This window comes from Streptomyces sp. NPDC048483 (assembly GCF_040651455.1).
Classification (GTDB): domain Bacteria; phylum Actinomycetota; class Actinomycetes; order Streptomycetales; family Streptomycetaceae; genus Streptomyces.
Genome location: NZ_JBEZJZ010000140.1, coordinates 1 through 18,177, shown reverse-complemented (window position 1 = coordinate 18,177; position 18,177 = coordinate 1). Strand labels below are relative to the sequence as shown.

The window sequence follows — 18,177 nt, the reverse complement described above, 5'->3', positions numbered from 1 at the left end:
ATCATGTTCGATCCCATGAGCGCGCGGTTGGCGTCGTCGTGCTCGAGGAACGGGATCATGGCAGTCGCGGCCGACACCATCTGGCGCGGCGAGACGTCCATGAAGTCGACCTCGTCGGCGGGGACCAGGTCGACCTCGCCGCCACGGCGGCGGACCAGCACACGCTGCTCGGAGAACCGCATGTCCTCGGAGAGCTTGGCGTTGGCCTGCGCGATCAGGAAGCGGTCCTCCTCATCGGCGGTGAGGTAGTCCACCTCCTCGGTGACCTGACCGTCGACGACCTTGCGGTACGGGGTCTCGATGAAGCCGAAGACGTTGACCCGGCCGTAGGAGGCCAGCGAGCCGATCAGACCAATGTTGGGACCTTCAGGGGTCTCAATCGGGCACATGCGGCCGTAGTGCGAGGGGTGCACGTCACGGACGTCCAGGCCGGCCCGCTCACGGGAGAGACCACCCGGGCCCAGCGCCGACAGGCGGCGCTTGTGGGTCAGACCCGACAGCGGGTTGGTCTGGTCCATGAACTGCGACAGCTGGCTGGTGCCGAAGAACTCCTTGATGGAGGCGACGACCGGCCGGATGTTGATCAGGGTCTGCGGCGTGATCGCCTCGACGTCCTGGGTGGTCATGCGCTCACGCACGACACGCTCCATACGGGCGAGACCCGTACGGACCTGGTTCTGGATGAGCTCGCCGACGTTGCGCAGACGACGGTTGCCGAAGTGGTCGATGTCGTCGGTCTCGACGACGATCGACCGGCCGGACTCGCCCATCGTCTCGGTCTCGCCCGCGTGCAGCTTGACCAGGTACTTGATCGTCGCGATGACGTCGTCGGTGGTCAGCACGCCGGCGTCGAGCGGCTCGTCGCCGCCGAGCTTCTTGTTGACCTTGTAGCGGCCGACCTTGGCGAGGTCGTAGCGCTTGGGGTTGAAGTAGAGGTTCTCGAGCAGCGTCTGCGCGGCCTCGCGGGTCGGCGGCTCGCCCGGACGCAGCTTGCGGTAGATGTCGAGCAGCGCGTCGTCCTGGCCCTGGGTGTGGTCCTTCTCCAGGGTGGCGCGCATGGACTCGTACTCGCCGAACTCCTCGAGGATCTGCTCGGTCGTCCAACCGAGAGCCTTGAGCAGGACGGTCACGGACTGCTTGCGCTTACGGTCGATGCGCACACCGACCATGTCGCGCTTGTCGATCTCCATCTCCAGCCAGGCACCCCGGGACGGGATGATCTTGGCGGAGAAGATGTCCTTGTCGGACGTCTTGTCGATGGAGCTGTCGAAGTACACACCCGGCGAGCGGACCAGCTGCGAGACGACGACACGCTCGGTGCCGTTGATGCAGAAGGTGCCCTTGTTCGTCATGAGCGGGAAGTCGCCCATGAAGACCGTCTGAGACTTGATCTCGCCGGTCTCGTTGTTGGTGAACTCGGCGGTGACGAACAGGGGAGCCGCGTACGTGAAGTCGCGCTCCTTGCACTCGTCGATGGAGTTCTTCGGGGGCTCGAAGCGGTGGTCGCGGAACGTCAGCGACATCGACCCGGAGAAGTCTTCGATCGGGGAGATCTCTTCAAAGATCTCTTCGAGACCGGACTTGGTGGGAACTTCCTGCCCACTCTCCAGCGCAGCCTCGACGCGACCCTTCCATGCGGCATTGCCGAGCAGCCAGTCGAAGCTTTCGGTCTGCAGCGCAAGGAGGTTCGGAACCCCGAGGGGCTCCTTGATCTTCGCAAAAGAGATGCGCAGCGGGGCAGTGCTGTCGCCGTTGTTCGTATTGGCAGTCGAGGCGTTGCGCGAGGCGGCCAAGAGGGGGTCCTTCCGAGGGCTCGGACTCACTACGCGCGTACCGGTCCCGAACGAACAGTGTGAGAGAAAGCCCTGGTCAGGACGTATCATTCAGCAATGCTCGGGCTCGGGTATGCCCCTGGTGACGGGCAGGGAGCAGCTAACAGGCAGCGCAAAGGGTCAGTGTAGCCACTTGGCACACTGATGTCCAGAGCGAGTTTCCGGAGACCGGTTCATCGCCGTGATACCGATCTTCTCCCTCCGGGAGGGCGCGTCCTCCTCGCCGGAGGGGCCCCTCGTTGTTCTTCTCTTCGCCCAATGCCCTGCGCCTGCCGAAAGCCCTTGCGCCAGTGGCGCACACCGATGCTTCCCTCTTCGTCCGCGATCCATGCCTCGAACCCTGGATCGCTTCTGCGTCGCGTCCCGAGAATTGCGCGCCGCGTGCGGTTCGTCAAGGCCCCCCACCTCTGGGAAATCGTCACATGGGGGCACGTCCGGGCAGCGAAGATCACCATACTCGCACTCCGGCGCGAGACACGGCAGCCGTGACGAGCACGCCGAAGGGCGACCACCCGCATGGGTGATCGCCCTTCGCAGTGCCCAGGGGCGCCGTCAGGCGCTCAGGACGTGAGCCAGAGGCTCAGTGGGGTCACTTGACCTCGACGGAGGCGCCGGCGCCCTTGAGGGCCTCGGCGGCCTTCTCCGCGGCAGCCTTGTCGACCTTCTCCACGACAGCCTTGGGGGTGCCGTCGACGAGGTCCTTGGCCTCCTTCAGGCCCAGGGAGGTCAGCTCGCGCACGACCTTGATGACCTGGATCTTCTTGTCACCGGCGCCGGTGAGGATGACGTCGAACTCGTCCTGCTCCGCCTCGGCCTCGGCGGCCGGGGCACCCGGGCCGGCGATGACGGCGGCGGCCGGGGCGGCAGCGGTGACGTCGAACTTGTCCTCGAACGCCTTCACGAACTCGGAGAGCTCGATGAGGGTCATCTCCTCGAACTGCGCGAGCAGGTCTTCCTGGCTGAGCTTCGCCATGGTGGCGGTCCTTCCACTAATTCGGCTGGTGCCGGATGTACATGTGAGGCGGGCGTACGTCGGGCCCGCGGTGGCCTCCGCGCCTAGGCGTACCTAGGAAACGGCTGCCAGTGTGCGAGCCGAATTACTCGGCACCGCCCTGCTCGGCCTGCTTGGCACGAAGCGCCTCCGCGGTGCGGACGAACTTCGAGGGAAGCGCCTGGAAGAGCGCGGCAGCCTGGGACTGCTTGCCCTTCATGGCGCCTGCCAGCTTGCTGAGCAGAACCTCGCGGGACTCGAGGTCCGCAAGCTTCTTGATCTCGTCGGCAGACAGCGCCTTGCCGTCAAGGACACCGCCCTGGATGACGAGAGCGGGGTTTTCCTTGGCGAAGTCACGAAGACCCTTCGCCGCCGTAACCGGGTCACCGGTCACGAAGGCAACAGCGGTCGAGCCCTTGAGGTGCTCGTCCAGCTCGACCCCGGCCTCCTTGGCCGCGATCTTGGTCAGCGTGTTCTTCACCACACGGTACTGAGCGTTCTCGCCGAGAGAACGGCGCAGCTCCTTGAGCTGTGCCACCGTCAGTCCGGTGTAAGAAGTCACTACAGCTGCGTTGGAATCACGGAGCTTCTCCGTGATCTCCGCAACGGCTGCGATCTTGTCAGACGTCGCCATGAGCCTCGGCCTCCTTCCGGGTGATGAGGACCGCGCAGAAGGGGCTGGGCAAAACAAACGCCCCGGCGCAGGCGCACGGGGCGAACTCGACCTGATGGTGAACCATCCGGGAGCACATCCATACACACCTGCGCAGGCCGTCCGCAGCTAGCGGATCCTTCGGCCACCACACGCCCGAGATCGGACGCGTAGAGACAACCAGCGGTCTTTGGCTTCCTGGGTACGGTACGGGAACGGCCTGCGGTCAGGCAAATCGGCGGAGCGGGGGCACCGACGCCGGTGCCCCCGCTCCTGCCTCAAGCGCGCTTACGGTGCTCCGGTCAGGCGCCCGGACGCTCCATGACCTGACTCGCCGGCGGCGGGGTCACATCGACCTTGGTGCCGTAGCCCGAGTAGTAGACCGTCGCGGTGCTGCTCTGCGTGCCGCCGATCTCCTCCTGCTTCTTGACCAGCAGGTTGTTGGAGTCGATCCAGATGTCGAGCTTCTCGCTCTTCACCTTGGACTTCTCCAGCTGCTTCTTCATCGCCTCCTGGGCCTCCGGGCTGAGGTGCTTGCCCTGGATCTCCAGCGAGACCGTGCCGCTGTAGTGGGTCGCCTGGACGCCCTTGACGTCTTCCTTGCCGACGACCTTGAGGCCTTCCGCGGCGGCCATCCACTCGATCGGCTGGCCCGGATTGGCTGTCGCGATCATTTCCTTGATCGCCGCGCCGGCGCCCGGCTGCTGCGACAGGGACTCGTACGACGTCTTCATCCACGACTTGCCGCCAGGCATGGGCGTGCCCATCTTCATGTACACCGCGTCCTTGGTGTACAGCGCCTTGAGGGCCTTGCCCGCGCCGCCGGGCTGGGTCACCTCGAGGTTCATCTGCATGCCGTCGTGCCAGTCCACCCCACCCTTGGTGGTCATGGTGCCCGTGCCGGTCTTGGTGGTGCCGTCCAGCTTCGCGGACTTCTTGGCCTCGGTAGCCTGCTGCGCGGCCTTCAGCGCGGACTGCGCATCAGTGGCCGGCTCCTGCTGCCCGCCGCCCGTGTCGCTGCCGCCGCTGCTGCTGCTGCTCCCGCCACCCTCAGCCTTGCCACCGTTGTCGTTACAGGCGCTCAGACCGGCCACCATGATGACAACGCCCGCCGCGATGGCGGTCATACGCGTGCTACGCACTTGAGGCTCCCCCTTATTTCTCCTCTATGGACCTCGGGGCGACTGTAGTGCAGGGCACTGACAGCACATGCGTCAGGCCCCGCATTCCCAAGGGAATGCGGGGCCTGACGTACCGATCGCGTGCTACCGGATCACGCGCTAAGAGGCTCAGACAGCCTCTTCCTCCACGAGGAGGTTGCGGGTGCGGTTGGCGTCCAGCGGGATGCCGGGGCCCATCGTGGTGGCGATGGTCGCCTTCTTGATGTAGCGGCCCTTCGCGGCGGACGGCTTGAGACGGTTGATCTCCTCAAGCGCCGCGGCGTAGTTCTCCACCAGCTTGGTGTCGTCGAAGGACACCTTGCCGATGATGAAGTGGAGGTTCGCGTGCTTGTCCACGCGGAACTCGATCTTGCCGCCCTTGATGTCGGTGACAGCCTTGGCGACATCCGGGGTGACGGTGCCGGTCTTCGGGTTCGGCATCAGACCACGCGGACCGAGCACGCGGCCGAGGCGGCCGACCTTGCCCATGAGGTCCGGGGTGGCGACGACGGCGTCGAAGTCCAGACGGCCCTTGGAGACCTCGTCGATCAGTTCGTCGGAGCCGACGATGTCGGCGCCGGCGGCTTCCGCGGCCGCAGCACGGTCACCGGTCGCGAAGACCAGGACCCGGGCGGTCTTACCGGTGCCGTGCGGAAGGTTCACGGTGCCACGGACCATCTGGTCGGCCTTGCGCGGGTCGACACCCAGACGCATGGCAACCTCGACGGTCGCGTCGAACTTGGCGGCGGAGGTGTCCTTGGCGAGGCGGACGGCCTCGAGCGGGGCGTACAGACGCTCCCGGTCGATCTTCGCGTCCGCGTTGCGAAGAGTCTTGCTGCGCTTCACTTCTGCTCCTGGTGCAGTGGGGTGGAGTCGTGGTGCGGACCAGCGCCTGGTCCTGCCACGGGGTGCCTGAAGGGGCTGGGATCAGCCCTCGACCGTGATGCCCATGGAACGGGCGGTGCCGGCGATGATCTTCGACGCGGCGTCCAGGTCGTTGGCGTTCAGGTCGGGCATCTTGGTGGTGGCGATCTCGCGGACCTGCGCCTCGGTGATCTTGGCGACCTTGGTCTTGTGCGGCTCGCCGGAGCCCTTCTCCACGCCCGCGGCCTTCAGGATGAGCTTCGCGGCCGGCGGGGTCTTGGTGACGAAGGTGAAGGAGCGGTCCTCGTAGACCGTGATCTCCACCGGCACGACCATGCCACGCTGCGACTCGGTCGCGGCGTTGTAGGCCTTGCAGAACTCCATGATGTTGACGCCGTGCTGGCCCAGCGCGGGGCCGACCGGCGGAGCCGGGTTCGCGGCGCCGGCGCTGATCTGGAGCTTGATAAGCCCCGTGACCTTCTTCTTCTTGGGAGGCATGCTCTCTCCGGGTCCTAGTGAGAGTTGGTTCGCCCCGCAATCCGGTCATCCGGATGGAGGCATACCGCACAACGATAGCGGGTATGGTCGCGCGGCCAAAAACCGAGCAGGTCAGACCGGCAGTGAGCCCGTCTGACCTGGTCGGTAGCTGGTGGTCCGGAAGAACGTGGGTTCTTCCGGCTCAGTTCTTCTGGATCTGGTCGAAGCTGAGCTCGACCGGAGTCTCCCGGCCGAAGATCTCGACCAGGCCCTTGACCTTCTTCGAGTCGGCGTTGATCTCGTTGATCGTCGCCTGCAGCGTCGCGAACGGGCCGTCGGTGACGGTGACGGAGTCGCCCACCTCGAAGTCCAGCACCTGGACCTCGACCTTGCGGGACGGCGCCGGCTTGCCCTCGGCCGCGGCGGCCTCCTTGGCGGCCTTCTCCTCGGCCTCCGGGGCGAGCATCTTGACGATCTCGTCCAAGGTCAGCGGGTACGGGTCGTAGGCGTTGCCGACGAAGCCGGTGACACCCGGGGTGTTACGGACGACACCCCAGGACTCGTTCGTCAGGTCCATCCGCACCAGCACGTAGCCCGGGAGCTTATTCTGGCGGATGGTCTTGCGCTCGCCGTTCTTGATCTGGGCGACCTCTTCCTGCGGCACCTCGGCCTGGAAGATGTAGTCCTCGACGTTCAGCGAGACGGCGCGCTGCTCAAGGTTGGTCTTCACGCGGTTCTCGTAGCCCGCGTAGGTGTGGATGACGTACCACTCACCGGGGAGGGTGCGCAGCTCGTCGCGGAGGGCGGCCACCGGGTCGACCGGCTCCTGCTCCTCCTCGGACTCGTCCTCGGCGACCTCTGCGGCGGCCTCGGCGTCCTCCTCGACGTGCACCGCGGCCTCTTCCGCGGACTCGCCGGCAGCAGCGTCCTCGGCGTCGATCTCGTCGGCACCGTCGGCGTTCTCGACGATCTCCAGAGCGGTGTCGTCGCCCTCGACCTCGGCCGAGACGGCCTCGTCAACCTCGGCCTCTGCAGCCGCGACGGGCTTGGCGGCGTCGTTCAGGTTCGGGTCAGACACGTGGCTGCTTCTTCCTTGCTTCAAGGGGTTGAACGTGCGAAGGGCCGCCCGCTGAGGCACCCTCCGCGGGATCAGCCGAAGACGTACCCGACGACTCGGTTGATTCCCAAGTCAATCACGGTTACGAGACCGATGATGATGACTACGAAGACGATCACAACACTGGTGTACGTCGACAGCTGGCTGCGCGTGGGCCAGACGACCTTGCGGAGCTCCGCCACGATCTGGCGGTAGAAGAGCGCGAGACGCGCAAAAGGCCCCTTCTTGCCGCGCTTACCGCCGCGACGGGGCTTCTTCTGGGACTCCGCGGTCTCGTCCTCGGAACGACCGCGCTCAGGCATGTCGATGGAGCCCAGGGCGTCCGTCACTCGTCCTCACCTGAATCCGGGTCGTGGCCGTGCCGCGCCCGGTTGAGCCGCACGGCGGTGCATTTCATACGTACGCGTGCACGCACCTTGGTGAAGAAAGTGCGTGTAGCAGGGCCGGAGGGACTTGAACCCCCAACCGCTGGTTTTGGAGACCAGTGCTCTACCAATTGAGCTACGACCCTTTGTGGTTCCCCCAACCTACCGCATACGACCGACTGCACTATGTGCGTGAGTCGCGGCGACCCGTTGAAGGCCAACGGTCAGCGAGTGTACGTGTTTCCGCGCCGGGCGTCGAACAGAAACCTCCCCGCGGCGCCCGCAAACCCGTGTGCCGGGCTCGGCGGCGGTCTGCGACGATGCCTGTATGAGCGCTGCCACTCCTTCTGCATCGTCCCCCACCGAGCGCCGGGTCTCCGCCCGCATCGGTGCGATCTCCGAGTCCGCCACCCTCGCTGTCGACGCCAAGGCCAAGGCCCTCAAGGCCGCCGGGCGCCCGGTGATCGGCTTCGGCGCCGGTGAGCCCGACTTCCCCACGCCCGACTACATCGTCGAGGCGGCCGTCGAGGCCTGCCGTAACCCGAAGTTCCACCGCTACACCCCGGCCGGCGGCCTCCCCGAGCTGAAGTCCGCGATCGTCGAGAAGACCCGCCGCGACTCCGGTTACGAGATCGAGGCCGCCAACGTTCTGGTCACCAACGGCGGCAAGCAGGCCATTTACGAGGCGTTCGCGGCCATCGTCGACCCGGGCGACGAGGTCATCATCCCGGCCCCGTACTGGACCACCTACCCCGAGTCGATCCAGCTCGCGGGCGGCGTGACGGTCCCGGTGGTCGCCGACGAGACGACCGGCTACCGCGTGACCGTGGAGCAGCTGGAGGCGGCCCGCACGGAGAAGACCAAGGTCCTGGTCTTCGTCTCGCCGTCGAACCCGACGGGCGCGGTCTACACCCGCGAGCAGGTCGAGGCGGTCGGCCGCTGGGCCGCCGAGCACGGCCTGTGGGTGCTGACCGACGAGATCTACGAGCACCTGGTCTACGGCGAGGCGGAGTTCTCGTCACTGCCGGTGGTGGTGCCCGAGCTGCGCGACAAGTGCATCGTGGTCAACGGTGTGGCGAAGACGTACGCGATGACCGGCTGGCGGGTGGGCTGGGCGATCGGTCCCAAGGACGTCATCAAGGCCGCGGCGAACCTTCAGTCGCACGCCACGTCCAACGTCTCCAACGTCGCGCAGGCCGCGGCGATCGCGGCGGTCTCCGGTGACCTCTCGGCCGTCGAGGAGATGAAGGTCTCCTTCGACCGCCGCCGTCGCAAGATCGTGGAGATGCTCAACGCGATCGACGGCGTGCTCTGCCCCGAGCCGGAGGGCGCGTTCTACGCGTACCCGTCGGTGAAGGAGCTCCTGGGCAAGGAGATCCGCGGCAAGCGCCCGCAGACCAGCGTCGAGCTGGCCGAGCTGATCCTGGAGGAGGCGGAGGTCGCCGTCGTCCCGGGCGAGGCCTTCGGCACCCCCGGCTACCTGCGTCTTTCGTACGCGCTGGGCGATGAGGACCTGGTGGAGGGCGTGTCGCGCGTCCAGAAGCTGCTGGCCGAGGCCAAGTAAACGATCAAGCCGATGCGGGGGCCGGAACGTGTTCCGGCCCCCGCTCGCGCTTTCGGCGGACCCTTCGTTCGGGGCCGGCCCTACCCCCGTACCGCCCGCATGCGGCAAGATCTCGGGATGGAGCGCACTCGTGATCTGCGTCAATTGCCGAAGGCCCACCTGCACCTGCACTTCACCGGTTCGATGCGGGCCACGACCCTGCTGGAGCTCGCCGACAAATACGGCGTCCATCTGCCGGACGCGCTCAAGGGCGGCGAGCCGCCCCGGCTGCGGGCGACGGACGAGCGCGGCTGGTTCCGTTTCCAGCGGCTGTACGACATCGCCCGGTCCTGCCTGCGCACACCGGAGGACATCCAGCGGCTGGTGCGCGAGGCCGCCGAGGAGGACGTCCGGGACGGGTCGGGGTGGCTGGAGATCCAGGTCGACCCGACCTCGTACGCACCGCGGCTCGGCGGGCTGATCCCGGCGCTGGAGATCATCCTGGACGCCGTGCAGCGCGCCTCCCGCGACACCGGGCTGGGCATCCGCGTCCTGGTGGCCGCGAACCGTATGAAGCATCCCCTGGACGCGCGGACGCTGGCCCGGCTCGCGGTGCGCTATGCCGATCAGGGCGTCGTCGGCTTCGGCCTGTCCAACGACGAACGCCGCGGTTTCGCGCGGGACTTCGACCGGGCCTTCGCCATCGCCCGGGACGGCGGTCTGCTGGCGGCGCCGCACGGCGGTGAGCTGTCGGGCCCGGCGAGCGTGCGGGACTGTCTGGACGATCTGCATGCCGGCCGGGTCGGGCACGGCGTACGGGCGGCGGAGGATCCCGCCCTGCTGCGGCGGCTGGCCGAGCGCGGGGTGACCTGCGAGGTGTGCCCGGCGTCGAATGTGGCGCTGGGGGTGTACGAGAAGCCGGAGGACGTACCGCTGCGGACGCTCTTCGAGGCGGGGGTGCCGATGGCGCTGGGCGCCGACGACCCGCTGCTGTTCGGCGCGCGGCTGGCGGCCCAGTACGAGATCGCCCGCACCGCGCACGGCTTTTCGGACGCGGAACTGGCCGAGCTGGCCCGCCAGTCGGTCGCCGGCTCCCGGGCCCCGCAGGACGAGCGGCAGCGGCTGCTGGCGGGCATCGACGGCTGGCTGGCGGCGTAGTCCCGCAGCGGCCCCGTAACGGCTCCCCTGGGGCCGTCCAGAGCTCCCCCGCCGCCCGCCTAGAGACTGACGCCGACCGTCACCGGTTCGTTGACGAGCGTGACGCCGAAGGCCGCGTGGACCCCGTCGCGGACCTCGCGGGCCAGTGCCAGGAGGTCCTCGGTGGTGGCCGCGCCGCGGTTGGTGAGCGCGAGGGCGTGTTTCGTGGAAATACGGGCCGGGCCGCTGCCGTAGCCCTTGGTGAAGCCGGCGCGGTCGATGAGCCAGGCGGCGGAGGTCTTGACCAGGCCGTCGCCCGCCGGGAAGGCGGGCGGCGCGACATCCGCGCCGAGGCGGCCCTGGACGCGCTCCAGGAAGGCCGCGTGCTCGGCCGCGCTGAGGATCGGGTTGGTGAAGAAGGAGCCGGCCGACCAGGTGTCGTGGTCGTCGGCGTCCAGCACCATGCCCTTGCCCGCGCGCAGCGCCAGCACGGTCTCGCGGGCGGCGGCCACCGGGACCCGGTCCCCGGCCTCGACGCCGAGGGTGCGGGCCGTCTCGGGGTACTTCAGCGGCGCGGAGAGGCCCGCGGCGTCCTCCAGGGCGAAGCGCACCCGCAGCACCACGAACCGGTCGGGGTGCTGCTTGAAGCGGCTGTGGCGGTAGGAGAAGCCGCACTCCTCGTTGGGGAGGGTGACCGTCTCGCCCGTCCGGCGGTCGTAGGCGACGACCTCGGTGACCGTGGCGGAGACATCCTGGCCGTACGCGCCGACGTTCTGGATCGGCGTGGCGCCGGCCGAGCCGGGGATGCCCGCCAGGCACTCGATACCGGCCAGCCCGGCCTCGACCGTACGGGCGACCGCGTCGGACCAGTTCTCGCCCGCGGCCAGCGTCAGGGCCGTGCCGTCGAGCTCGAAGCCGCTGGTGGCGATGCGCAGGGCCGTGCCGTCGAAGCCCTTGTCGCCGATGACGAGGTTGGAGCCGCCGCCGATGATCAGCAGCGGGGTCCCGGCGTCGTCGGCCGCGCGGACGGCCGCGATCACCTCGTCGTCGGTGGTGGCCGTGACGAGGCGGGTCGCCGGGCCGCCGAGCCGGAAGGTGGTCAGCGGGGCGAGGGGGGCGTCGTGGAGTTCCTGCACGCGCCCAAGGGTACGGGGGCGGTCCGACACTTCCCGTCCGGCCGCCCCCGCTCGCGCTCTGTGCAGGTCAGGCCAGTCGGACCACGGCGCGGGACATGCCCAGCACCTTCTGGCCCGCGCTCCTCGCGGTGAGGTCGACACGCACCGTACGGGCATCGTCGTCCAGCTTGGCGGCCACCTTGGCGCTGACCTCTATCAGCGCGCCGGTCTCGTCATTGGGGACGATGACGGGCTTGGTGAAACGCACACCGTACTCGGCGACCGCGCCCGGGTCGCCGGCCCAGTCGGTGACCACCCGGATCGCCTCGGCCATGGTGAACATGCCGTGCGCGATCACGTCCGGCAGTCCGACCTCCTTGGCGAACTTCTCGTTCCAGTGGATCGGGTTGAAGTCGCCGGAGGCGCCCGCGTACCGGACGAGGGTGGCGCGGCTCACGGGGAAGGACTGCGCCGGGAGTTCGGTGCCGACCTCGACCTCGTCGTAAGAGATCTTCGCGGTCATCTCAGCCCTCCTCGGTGACAGCGCGGGCCACCAGCTTGGTGAACGCGGTCACGACGTGCTCGCCCGCCTCGTCGTGCACTTCACCCCGGATATCGATGATGTCGTTGCCCGCCATCGACTTGATGGCCTCGATGGTGGAGGTGACGGTCAGTCGGTCACCGCTGCGCACCGGCCGGGTGTAGGCGAACTTCTGGTCACCGTGCACCACCCGGTTGTAATCCAGGCCCAGTTGCGGGTCCTCGACGACCTGTCCCGCGGCCTTGAATGTGATCGCAAACACAAAAGTCGGCGGGGCGATCACATCGGGGTGTCCGAGCGCTTTGGCGGCTTCGGTATCCACGTACGCCGGGTTGGTGTCACCGATCGCCTCGGCGAATTCGCGGATCTTTTCCCGGCCGACCTCGTACGGGTCGGTGGGCGGGTACGTGCGTCCGACAAAAGTCGGGTCGAGCGCCATGGGCTCGCAACCTCCCTGTACTGATGCGGTGATTAACGCCGTGAGGCCGCCCCCAAACCTGGGGACGGCCTCACGAACGAGCCTGGAGTTATCGCGTCTCGCGGTGCGCGGTGTGCGACTTGCAACGAGGGCAGTGCTTCTTCATCTCAAGACGGTCCGGGTCGTTGCGCCGGTTCTTCTTGGTGATGTAGTTCCGCTCCTTGCACTCCACGCAGGCCAGCGTGATCTTCGGGCGGACGTCGGTGGCAGCCACGTGAGTGCTCCTTGACGGAAATGGACGGATGAACGCATAAAAGAGTAGCCGATCGGAGGACCGACCCCACAATCGGCTACTGTCAGTAGCGGTGACCGGACTTGAACCGGTGACACAGCGATTATGAGCCGCTTGCTCTACCGACTGAGCTACACCGCTGTGATGCGAGGGGCCCCGCCCGAAGACGGGTACCTCACACATCAGAGCCCCAATACGGAATCGAACCGTAGACCTTCTCCTTACCATGGAGACGCTCTGCCGACTGAGCTATTGGGGCGAGCGATGAAGACATTACACGGCCCGCAGCCAAAGGTGAAATCCGTATCCGGGCCGCGCACCAACCGCCCCGCGCACCACACCGGTACGACTATTTCGCGCCTGCGCGAAGCTCTCGCGGCAGCCCCCTACGCTCGGAGAACCGCTGCGTGATCTTGCACGCCCGTGCCTTCGAGGAGCGCGATGTCCGACAGCAGTTCACCGCAGCAGCCACAGCCGGGGAAGCGGGGAAAGCCGAATGGGGGCCGGCCTGCCAGATCGGATGCGGACGCATTGGTCCTGTGCGGCGCCCGGTTGGCGGACGGCCGGACGGTGGACGTACGGCTCGGCGGCGGGCGCATCGAGGCCGTCGGGACGGCCGGCAGCCTCGCCCCGCAGGGCTCCCGCGTCGACCTCGCGGGCTATCTGCTCCTTCCCGCCCCCGCCGAACCGCACGCACACTGCGACACCGCGCTGACCGCGGACACCGACGGCCCCGCCTCCGACTCCCCCGAGGACGTCCAACGGCGTACGACGGAGGCCGCGCTGCTCCAGCTCGGGCACGGGGCCACCGCCTCCCGCAGCCATGTCCGGATCGGCGACGTACAGGGGCTGCGGTCGCTCCAAGCGGTGCTGCAGGCCCGCCGGTCGCTGCGCGGGCTCGCCGATCTTGCGGCGGTCGCGGTGCCCCGCGTGCTCACCGGAGTGGCCGGCGCGGACGGGCTCGCGATGCTGCGGGACGCCGTCAAGATGGGCGCCTCGGTCATCGGCGGCTGCCCGGACCTCGATCCCGATCCGGCCGGGTATGTCGAGACGGTGCTGGACGTGGCGGGTGAGCACGGCTGCCCGGTGGATCTGCACACGGACGGTGACGATCCGGCGCGGCTGTCGCGCTTCGCGGCGATGGCCGGCGGGCTGCGGCCGGGGGTGGCCCTCGGGCCGTGCGCCGGGATGGCCCGTATGCCGCGCAGTGTGGCCGCGCGGGTCGCCGAGCAGCTCGCCGCCGCCGATGTCGCCGTCATCTGCCTGCCCCAGGGGGACTGCACGGGCCTGGAGCGGCACGGCTCACGGGTGGCCCGTCCCGCCCCGGTACGGCTGCTGCGCGCGGCCGGGGTGCGGGTGGCCGCGGGCAGCGGGGCGCTGCGGGACGTGGCGAACCCGGTGGGGCGCGGCGACCCCTTGGAGGCCGCGTATCTGCTGGCGTCCCTCGGGGAGGCCACCCCCGAGGCCGCGTACGAGTCGGTGAGTGCGGCGGCGCGGGCGACGCTGGGCCTGCCGGAGGTGCGGGTCGAGGCGGGCTTCCCCGCGGAGCTGCTGGCCGTACGGGGGGAGCGGATCGCCGGGGTGCTGTCGCTCGCGTACAGCCGGGTCGTGGTGCACCGCGGCCGGGTGGTCGCCCGTACCAGCGCGGTGCGCGAGTACTGCGACTCGGCGGCGGAAGTGGCGCTGGAGCTGCCGCGCCAGTCGCAGCGCTGAAGCGCGCGGGCGCCGCCGGGTCCTGCGGTGTGCCGGGCCACTTCGGCGTACGGTCGGGATCATGCGCATTGTCATCGCAGGTGGACATGGTCAGATCGCACTGCGGCTGGAGCGGTTGCTCGCCGGGCGCGGGGACGAGGTCGCGGGCATCATCCGCCGGCCGGAACAGGCCGGCGACTTGCTGGCCGCGGGCGCCGAACCGGTGGTCTGCGACCTGGAGTCGGCGCCGGTGGAGGATGTCGCCCGGCACATGGAGGGCGCCGACGCGGCGGTCTTCGCGGCGGGCGCGGGTGCGGGCAGCGGCGCCGGGCGCAAGGACACCGTGGACCGCGGCGCCGCGGCGCTGTTCGCGGATGCGGCCGAGGCGGCGGGGGTACGGCGCTTCCTCGTCGTCTCGTCGATGGGCGCGGACAGCGAGCCGCCGGAGGGCACCGACCCGGTCTTCGCGGCGTACCTGCGGGCCAAGGGCGCCGCGGACGCGGACGTACGGGCCCGGGCCGGCCTCGACTGGACGATCCTGCGGCCGGGCCGGCTGACCAACGACGCCGCAACGGGCCAGGTGACACTGGCCGATGCAACCGGGCGCGGCGAGGTCACCCGCGACGACGTGGCGGCCGTCCTGGCGGAGCTGCTGGCCCAACCGGACACCTCCGGGCGGACGTTGGAGCTGATCGACGGAGATGTGCCGGTGACGGAGGCGGTGCGGAACGTGGCTGCGCACTGACGGGGAGGCGCTCGGGGCCCGGTGCCCCGGGCCCGGTCGCCGCCTGTCGGCAAGGGCGCGGTTGGTGACGGCGAAGCAGTACGGCGGCGTTCACGGGCATGCTCCATGGCCGAGGAGCGTTACAGCTGCGGCGCATCGGCCGGGTGCGCCGCTCGTACGCCGTGCGCCATCGCTGCAGACGGCCGGGGACGTCGACGAGCCCGGTGGCGCGCCCCGTCAGCGTTCTAGGGCAGGAGAAGAATCCGGCCAAGCTGGGAGCGCTCTTCGAGCAGCCGGTGCGCCTCGGCCGCTTCGGTGAGCGGGAGGCGGGTGTGCACGGTGGTGCGCAGCTGTCCGGCCGCCGAGTAGCCGGCCATTTCGGTCATCTCCTGGCGGGCCCGTTCGGGGGCGGCCGTACGCCAGTCGGTCACCGCGAATCCGGTCACGGACTTCAGGGCGAAGACGCTGGTGACGGGGATGCCGGCCAGATCCCCGCCGGCGGCGCCGTACGTCACGAGCCGGCCGAACGGCGCGAGGACGTCGAGGCTCCGGCGCAGGATCTCGCCGCCCACGGCCTCGATGACGACGTCCACCCCCTGCGGCGCGGCGGCACGGACCTGGTCCGGCCAGTCGTCCTCGGTGTAGTCGATGGCGGCGTCGGCGCCGCAGGTACGGACGAAGTCGAGTGTGGCCGGTGCGCCGGCGGTGCCGATGACCGTGCCGGCGCCGAGGATCCGGGCGAGCTGTACGGCGAGATGGCCGATGCCGCCGGCGGCGGAGTGGATCAGTACGGTCTCGCCCTTGGCCAGGCGACCGGTACGCAGCGCCCGCAGGGCGACCGGGGCGCCCATCGGGAGCATGCCGGCCGCGCCGAGGTCGAGCCCTTCGGGCGCCGGGGCGAGCCATTGCGCGTCGGCGAGGGTGTAGTCGGCGAACGCATCCTCGGTCAGCGCCGCGACCTTCCGGCCCGCCTGCTGCGGGTCGACGCCGGGGCCGAAGGCCTCCACGGTGCCCACCACATCGCCACTGAGGGTGCAGGGCAGTGGGCGCTGGAAGATCGCCCCACTGCCCGGCCCGCGCCGGATCCTGGTGTCGAGGAAGTTGGCCCCGATGGCCTCGGCCCGGATCAGCACCTGGCCGGGGCCCGGCGTGGGGATGTCGGCCTCCTCGAGGGTGAGGACCTCGGGACCGCCGTACTCGTGGAAACGGACTCGTCGCATGCCGACTCTCCTCAGGGGCAACCAGGACACTAAGTGGACCAACGGTCCAGTTGATGTCGCTCGCGACCGTACTGGACCGTCGGTCCAGTTGCCCATGCGGAATGATGCGGGCATGGGGACGAGCGCCGGTGCAGGAGAGGGCAGGGATGCCGGTGCGCACGGATGGCGCCCAGCGAGAGCCCGATGAACGCAAGGAACCCGATGAAGCCGACGACCCCGACGACCCCGACGACCGAAGGCCGTCGCGAGCGCGCGGACGCGGCACGCAACCGGCGCGCGATCCTGCAGGCGACCGAGGACCTCCTGGCACGGCACCGGCCCGAGCAGATCTCGATGGAGCGGGTCGCCGCCGCGGCCGGCGTCGGCAAGGGCACGGTGTTCCACCGGTTCGGCAACCGCATGGGCCTGATGCGGGCCCTGATGGAGGAACGGGCGCTCGGCATCCGCGAGGCCGTCACCACCGGGCCGCCGCCCCTGGGCCCCGGCGCCCCGCCCCGTGAGCGCCTGCTGGCCTTCCTCGACAGCGCCGTGGACGTGGTCGCCCGCAACAAAGGCCTGCTGGCCGCCCTGGGCCACGCCGCATCCACTGCACACCGGCCCGAGGAGCAGCCCCGCGGCGAGCACCCCGTGCACCAGTTCTTGCGCGGCCACATCACCGCCCTGATCGCCGAGGAGCGCCCCGACCTCGACGGCGACCTCTTGGCAGAGATCCTGATCGGCGCGCTCCAGAGCGACCCGATCGTGCGCCTCCTCGAACAGGGCCAGGGCCCCCGCCTGGCCGCCGCACTCCGCACCCTGACCACCGCCGTGCTCGACGCGCCGGCGGAGGCCCTGTAGCGCTCGCGGAAATGCCGCCGGCTCTCGGGCTCGTACACGAAGTCATGGTTCAAGGCGGCGAATTGGCCGGCCTCTCCGGCGGTCCCAGCAAGCCGTCCCGGGTGAAAGGCCCGCGCGATGGAGCGCATCTGTTCCACGGTGCGGGCGCGCCGCCATCGCCTTTCGCGAGATGCGTAGCGGGCATTCCGTGCGGCGCCCTCAAGGCCTGCGTACGGGGTCGTGGCCATCGGCCGTCAGCCGAGCCGTCCACGAGTCGGGGCTACTGGGGCGGCGGCCATAGCGCCTCTCACTGGATCTCGGCGCCGCCTCCCCTGCCTTCTGCCCTCTGCCTTCTGCCCTCTGCCCTCTGCCTTCTGCCTTCTGCCTTCTGCCTTCTGCCTTCTGCCCTCCATACGCTGCGGCAACTTGGCCGTCGTCCAGCCCGTGAACTGGCGGCCGGTGTCTCGCTGACGGCACTTCTTACCGTCGATTTACCGCTTGTCTGAGCAGGATGGGGGGCAAACAACTCCATTCCGCCGCAAGGCGCATGAGAGAGGGTCAGCAGTGCGTTCACTCATCATCCCGGATGTGGTCATGGCGCCCGTTTCGGATTGCCGAGGCTGACCGGCGATGACTGCAACCTCCGAATCCTCCGCACCGCTCGCTGCGCCTGCGCAACCCACGCGGGATCCCAAACCGTCGGACCGGGCGGCCCTCTGGCTGCGCCCGACCATCCGAATACGGCTCACGCTGCTGTACGGCGGCATGTTCCTCATGGCCGGCATCGTGCTGCTCACCATCATCTACATGCTGGCTGCGGACACCCTCGAAGACGGCGTCCCGTCGCTCGGCGTCTCCGGCAGAGACATCACCGTCAGCGTCGACAGATGCCCACCGCTGTCCTCGCCCGCTTCCCTCCACGAAATCAACGTCGCCCTGAACGGCTGCTTCGAGCAGCAGCGCACCGCGGCTCTGCAATCTCTGTTGAACCGTTCCCTGATGGCGCTGCTGGGCCTGACCGTCGTCGCATTCGCCTTCGGCTATGCGATGGCGGGGCGGGTGCTGTCGCCGCTGGGGCGGATCACCCGTACCGCGCAGCGGGTGGCCGGTTCGGATCTGCACCGGAGGATCGAGCTGGGCGGCCCGGATGACGAGCTCAAGGAGCTGGCCGACACCTTCGACGAGATGCTGGACCGGCTGGACCGGGCCTTCGAGTCGCAG

Annotated in this window: 18 protein-coding genes, 3 tRNA genes and 1 pseudogene; 6 read left to right on the top strand and 16 right to left on the bottom strand. The window is 69.1% G+C overall.

Annotated features, from left to right (window positions below; genetic code table 11):
• The 9 genes and pseudogenes from AB0D04_RS38515 to AB0D04_RS38475 all read right to left on the bottom strand — a co-directional run.
• Nucleotides 1-1,793 (bottom strand): annotated as a pseudogene (locus AB0D04_RS38515) (DNA-directed RNA polymerase subunit beta); the annotation flags it as partial.
• Nucleotides 1,794-2,421: 628 nt separating this feature from the next.
• On the bottom strand, nucleotides 2,422-2,805 hold the full coding sequence (gene rplL / locus AB0D04_RS38510; RefSeq protein ID WP_362712059.1) for a 50S ribosomal protein L7/L12: 384 nt from the start codon (nucleotides 2,803-2,805) through the stop codon (nucleotides 2,422-2,424).
• A 124-nt stretch (nucleotides 2,806-2,929) separates the two neighbouring features.
• Nucleotides 2,930-3,457 (bottom strand): 50S ribosomal protein L10, encoded by a 528-nt coding sequence (rplJ, locus tag AB0D04_RS38505; RefSeq protein WP_362712058.1) that lies wholly within the window; start codon nucleotides 3,455-3,457, stop codon nucleotides 2,930-2,932.
• 320 nt (nucleotides 3,458-3,777) lie between these two features.
• The gene (locus AB0D04_RS38500) at nucleotides 3,778-4,617 is read right to left on the bottom strand and encodes a hypothetical protein (protein WP_362712057.1); all 840 of its coding nucleotides are present in this window, start codon (nucleotides 4,615-4,617) and stop codon (nucleotides 3,778-3,780) included.
• Nucleotides 4,618-4,764: 147 nt separating this feature from the next.
• Nucleotides 4,765-5,481: a 50S ribosomal protein L1 gene (gene rplA, locus AB0D04_RS38495; protein ID WP_362712056.1), complete on the bottom strand. Its 717-nt coding sequence runs from the start codon at nucleotides 5,479-5,481 to the stop codon at nucleotides 4,765-4,767.
• 81 nt (nucleotides 5,482-5,562) lie between these two features.
• On the bottom strand, nucleotides 5,563-5,997 hold the full coding sequence (gene rplK / locus AB0D04_RS38490; RefSeq protein ID WP_128507227.1) for a 50S ribosomal protein L11: 435 nt from the start codon (nucleotides 5,995-5,997) through the stop codon (nucleotides 5,563-5,565).
• A 181-nt stretch (nucleotides 5,998-6,178) separates the two neighbouring features.
• Nucleotides 6,179-7,054: a transcription termination/antitermination protein NusG gene (gene nusG, locus AB0D04_RS38485; protein ID WP_362712055.1), complete on the bottom strand. Its 876-nt coding sequence runs from the start codon at nucleotides 7,052-7,054 to the stop codon at nucleotides 6,179-6,181.
• A 71-nt stretch (nucleotides 7,055-7,125) separates the two neighbouring features.
• Nucleotides 7,126-7,422, bottom strand: coding sequence for a preprotein translocase subunit SecE (gene secE, locus AB0D04_RS38480; RefSeq protein WP_362712054.1), 297 nt, complete (start codon nucleotides 7,420-7,422; stop codon nucleotides 7,126-7,128).
• A 109-nt stretch (nucleotides 7,423-7,531) separates the two neighbouring features.
• A tRNA-Trp gene (locus tag AB0D04_RS38475) sits at nucleotides 7,532-7,604 on the bottom strand.
• Between the two features lie 182 nt (nucleotides 7,605-7,786).
• Here AB0D04_RS38475 and AB0D04_RS38470 point away from each other — a divergent pair.
• Nucleotides 7,787-9,022 carry a pyridoxal phosphate-dependent aminotransferase gene (locus AB0D04_RS38470; protein WP_362712053.1) on the top strand — a complete coding sequence of 412 codons (1,236 nt, stop codon included), beginning with the start codon at nucleotides 7,787-7,789 and terminating at the stop codon, nucleotides 9,020-9,022.
• Nucleotides 9,023-9,139: 117 nt separating this feature from the next.
• Nucleotides 9,140-10,159 carry an adenosine deaminase gene (locus AB0D04_RS38465; protein WP_362712052.1) on the top strand — a complete coding sequence of 340 codons (1,020 nt, stop codon included), beginning with the start codon at nucleotides 9,140-9,142 and terminating at the stop codon, nucleotides 10,157-10,159.
• Between the two features lie 59 nt (nucleotides 10,160-10,218).
• On the opposite strand, the gene AB0D04_RS38460 is transcribed toward AB0D04_RS38465, so the two are convergent.
• The 6 genes from AB0D04_RS38460 to AB0D04_RS38435 form a co-directional block, all read right to left on the bottom strand.
• Nucleotides 10,219-11,274, bottom strand: coding sequence for a UDP-N-acetylmuramate dehydrogenase (locus AB0D04_RS38460; RefSeq protein WP_362712051.1), 1,056 nt, complete (start codon nucleotides 11,272-11,274; stop codon nucleotides 10,219-10,221).
• Between the two features lie 67 nt (nucleotides 11,275-11,341).
• Entirely contained in the window at nucleotides 11,342-11,776 is a 435-nt protein-coding gene (locus AB0D04_RS38455) for a MaoC family dehydratase (RefSeq protein ID WP_362712050.1), read from the bottom strand.
• A 1-nt stretch (nucleotide 11,777) separates the two neighbouring features.
• Nucleotides 11,778-12,233, bottom strand: a complete 456-nt coding sequence (locus AB0D04_RS38450; RefSeq protein ID WP_362712049.1) for a MaoC family dehydratase N-terminal domain-containing protein — start codon at nucleotides 12,231-12,233, stop codon at nucleotides 11,778-11,780.
• An 88-nt stretch (nucleotides 12,234-12,321) separates the two neighbouring features.
• Complete coding sequence (rpmG, locus tag AB0D04_RS38445; protein ID WP_030986111.1) at nucleotides 12,322-12,486, bottom strand: 50S ribosomal protein L33; 165 nt, start codon at nucleotides 12,484-12,486, stop codon at nucleotides 12,322-12,324.
• Nucleotides 12,487-12,572: 86 nt separating this feature from the next.
• Nucleotides 12,573-12,645: transfer RNA gene (locus AB0D04_RS38440), tRNA-Met, on the bottom strand.
• A gap of 45 nt (nucleotides 12,646-12,690) precedes the next feature.
• Nucleotides 12,691-12,763, bottom strand: a tRNA-Thr gene (locus AB0D04_RS38435).
• 182 nt (nucleotides 12,764-12,945) lie between these two features.
• Between AB0D04_RS38435 and AB0D04_RS38430 the strand changes: the two genes are divergently transcribed.
• Together AB0D04_RS38430 and AB0D04_RS38425 are read left to right on the top strand one after the other, a co-directional pair.
• On the top strand, nucleotides 12,946-14,217 hold the full coding sequence (locus AB0D04_RS38430; protein ID WP_362712048.1) for an amidohydrolase family protein: 1,272 nt from the start codon (nucleotides 12,946-12,948) through the stop codon (nucleotides 14,215-14,217).
• Between the two features lie 61 nt (nucleotides 14,218-14,278).
• Nucleotides 14,279-14,941 carry an NAD(P)H-binding protein gene (locus tag AB0D04_RS38425; protein WP_362712047.1) on the top strand — a complete coding sequence of 221 codons (663 nt, stop codon included), beginning with the start codon at nucleotides 14,279-14,281 and terminating at the stop codon, nucleotides 14,939-14,941.
• A gap of 224 nt (nucleotides 14,942-15,165) precedes the next feature.
• Here AB0D04_RS38425 and AB0D04_RS38420 read toward each other — a convergent pair whose 3' ends face one another.
• Entirely contained in the window at nucleotides 15,166-16,140 is a 975-nt protein-coding gene (locus AB0D04_RS38420; protein WP_362712046.1) for a zinc-binding dehydrogenase, read from the bottom strand.
• 201 nt (nucleotides 16,141-16,341) lie between these two features.
• Between AB0D04_RS38420 and AB0D04_RS38415 the strand changes: the two genes are divergently transcribed.
• Both AB0D04_RS38415 and AB0D04_RS38410 read left to right on the top strand, forming a co-directional pair.
• Nucleotides 16,342-16,977, top strand: a complete 636-nt coding sequence (locus AB0D04_RS38415; RefSeq protein ID WP_362712045.1) for a TetR/AcrR family transcriptional regulator — start codon at nucleotides 16,342-16,344, stop codon at nucleotides 16,975-16,977.
• 609 nt (nucleotides 16,978-17,586) lie between these two features.
• On the top strand, nucleotides 17,587-18,177 hold a 591-nt coding region (locus tag AB0D04_RS38410), incomplete at its 3' end, for a HAMP domain-containing protein (protein ID WP_362712044.1).

What these genes read in the sequence shown, in the direction of transcription:
- AB0D04_RS38470 (WP_362712053.1), top strand. Translation starts at nt 7,787, where the DNA reads ATGAGCGCTGCCACTCCTTCTGCATCGTCCCCCACCGAGCGCCGGGTC.
- AB0D04_RS38430 (WP_362712048.1), top strand. Translation starts at nt 12,946, where the DNA reads ATGTCCGACAGCAGTTCACCGCAGCAGCCACAGCCGGGGAAGCGGGGA.
- rplL (WP_362712059.1), bottom strand. Translation starts at nt 2,805, where the DNA reads ATGGCGAAGCTCAGCCAGGAAGACCTGCTCGCGCAGTTCGAGGAGATG.
- AB0D04_RS38425 (WP_362712047.1), top strand. Translation starts at nt 14,279, where the DNA reads ATGCGCATTGTCATCGCAGGTGGACATGGTCAGATCGCACTGCGGCTG.
- AB0D04_RS38415 (WP_362712045.1), top strand. Translation starts at nt 16,342, where the DNA reads ATGAAGCCGACGACCCCGACGACCCCGACGACCGAAGGCCGTCGCGAG.
- AB0D04_RS38420 (WP_362712046.1), bottom strand. Translation starts at nt 16,140, where the DNA reads ATGCGACGAGTCCGTTTCCACGAGTACGGCGGTCCCGAGGTCCTCACC.
- rplJ (WP_362712058.1), bottom strand. Translation starts at nt 3,457, where the DNA reads ATGGCGACGTCTGACAAGATCGCAGCCGTTGCGGAGATCACGGAGAAG.
- rplK (WP_128507227.1), bottom strand. Translation starts at nt 5,997, where the DNA reads ATGCCTCCCAAGAAGAAGAAGGTCACGGGGCTTATCAAGCTCCAGATC.
- AB0D04_RS38465 (WP_362712052.1), top strand. Translation starts at nt 9,140, where the DNA reads ATGGAGCGCACTCGTGATCTGCGTCAATTGCCGAAGGCCCACCTGCAC.
- AB0D04_RS38450 (WP_362712049.1), bottom strand. Translation starts at nt 12,233, where the DNA reads ATGGCGCTCGACCCGACTTTTGTCGGACGCACGTACCCGCCCACCGAC.
- AB0D04_RS38455 (WP_362712050.1), bottom strand. Translation starts at nt 11,776, where the DNA reads ATGACCGCGAAGATCTCTTACGACGAGGTCGAGGTCGGCACCGAACTC.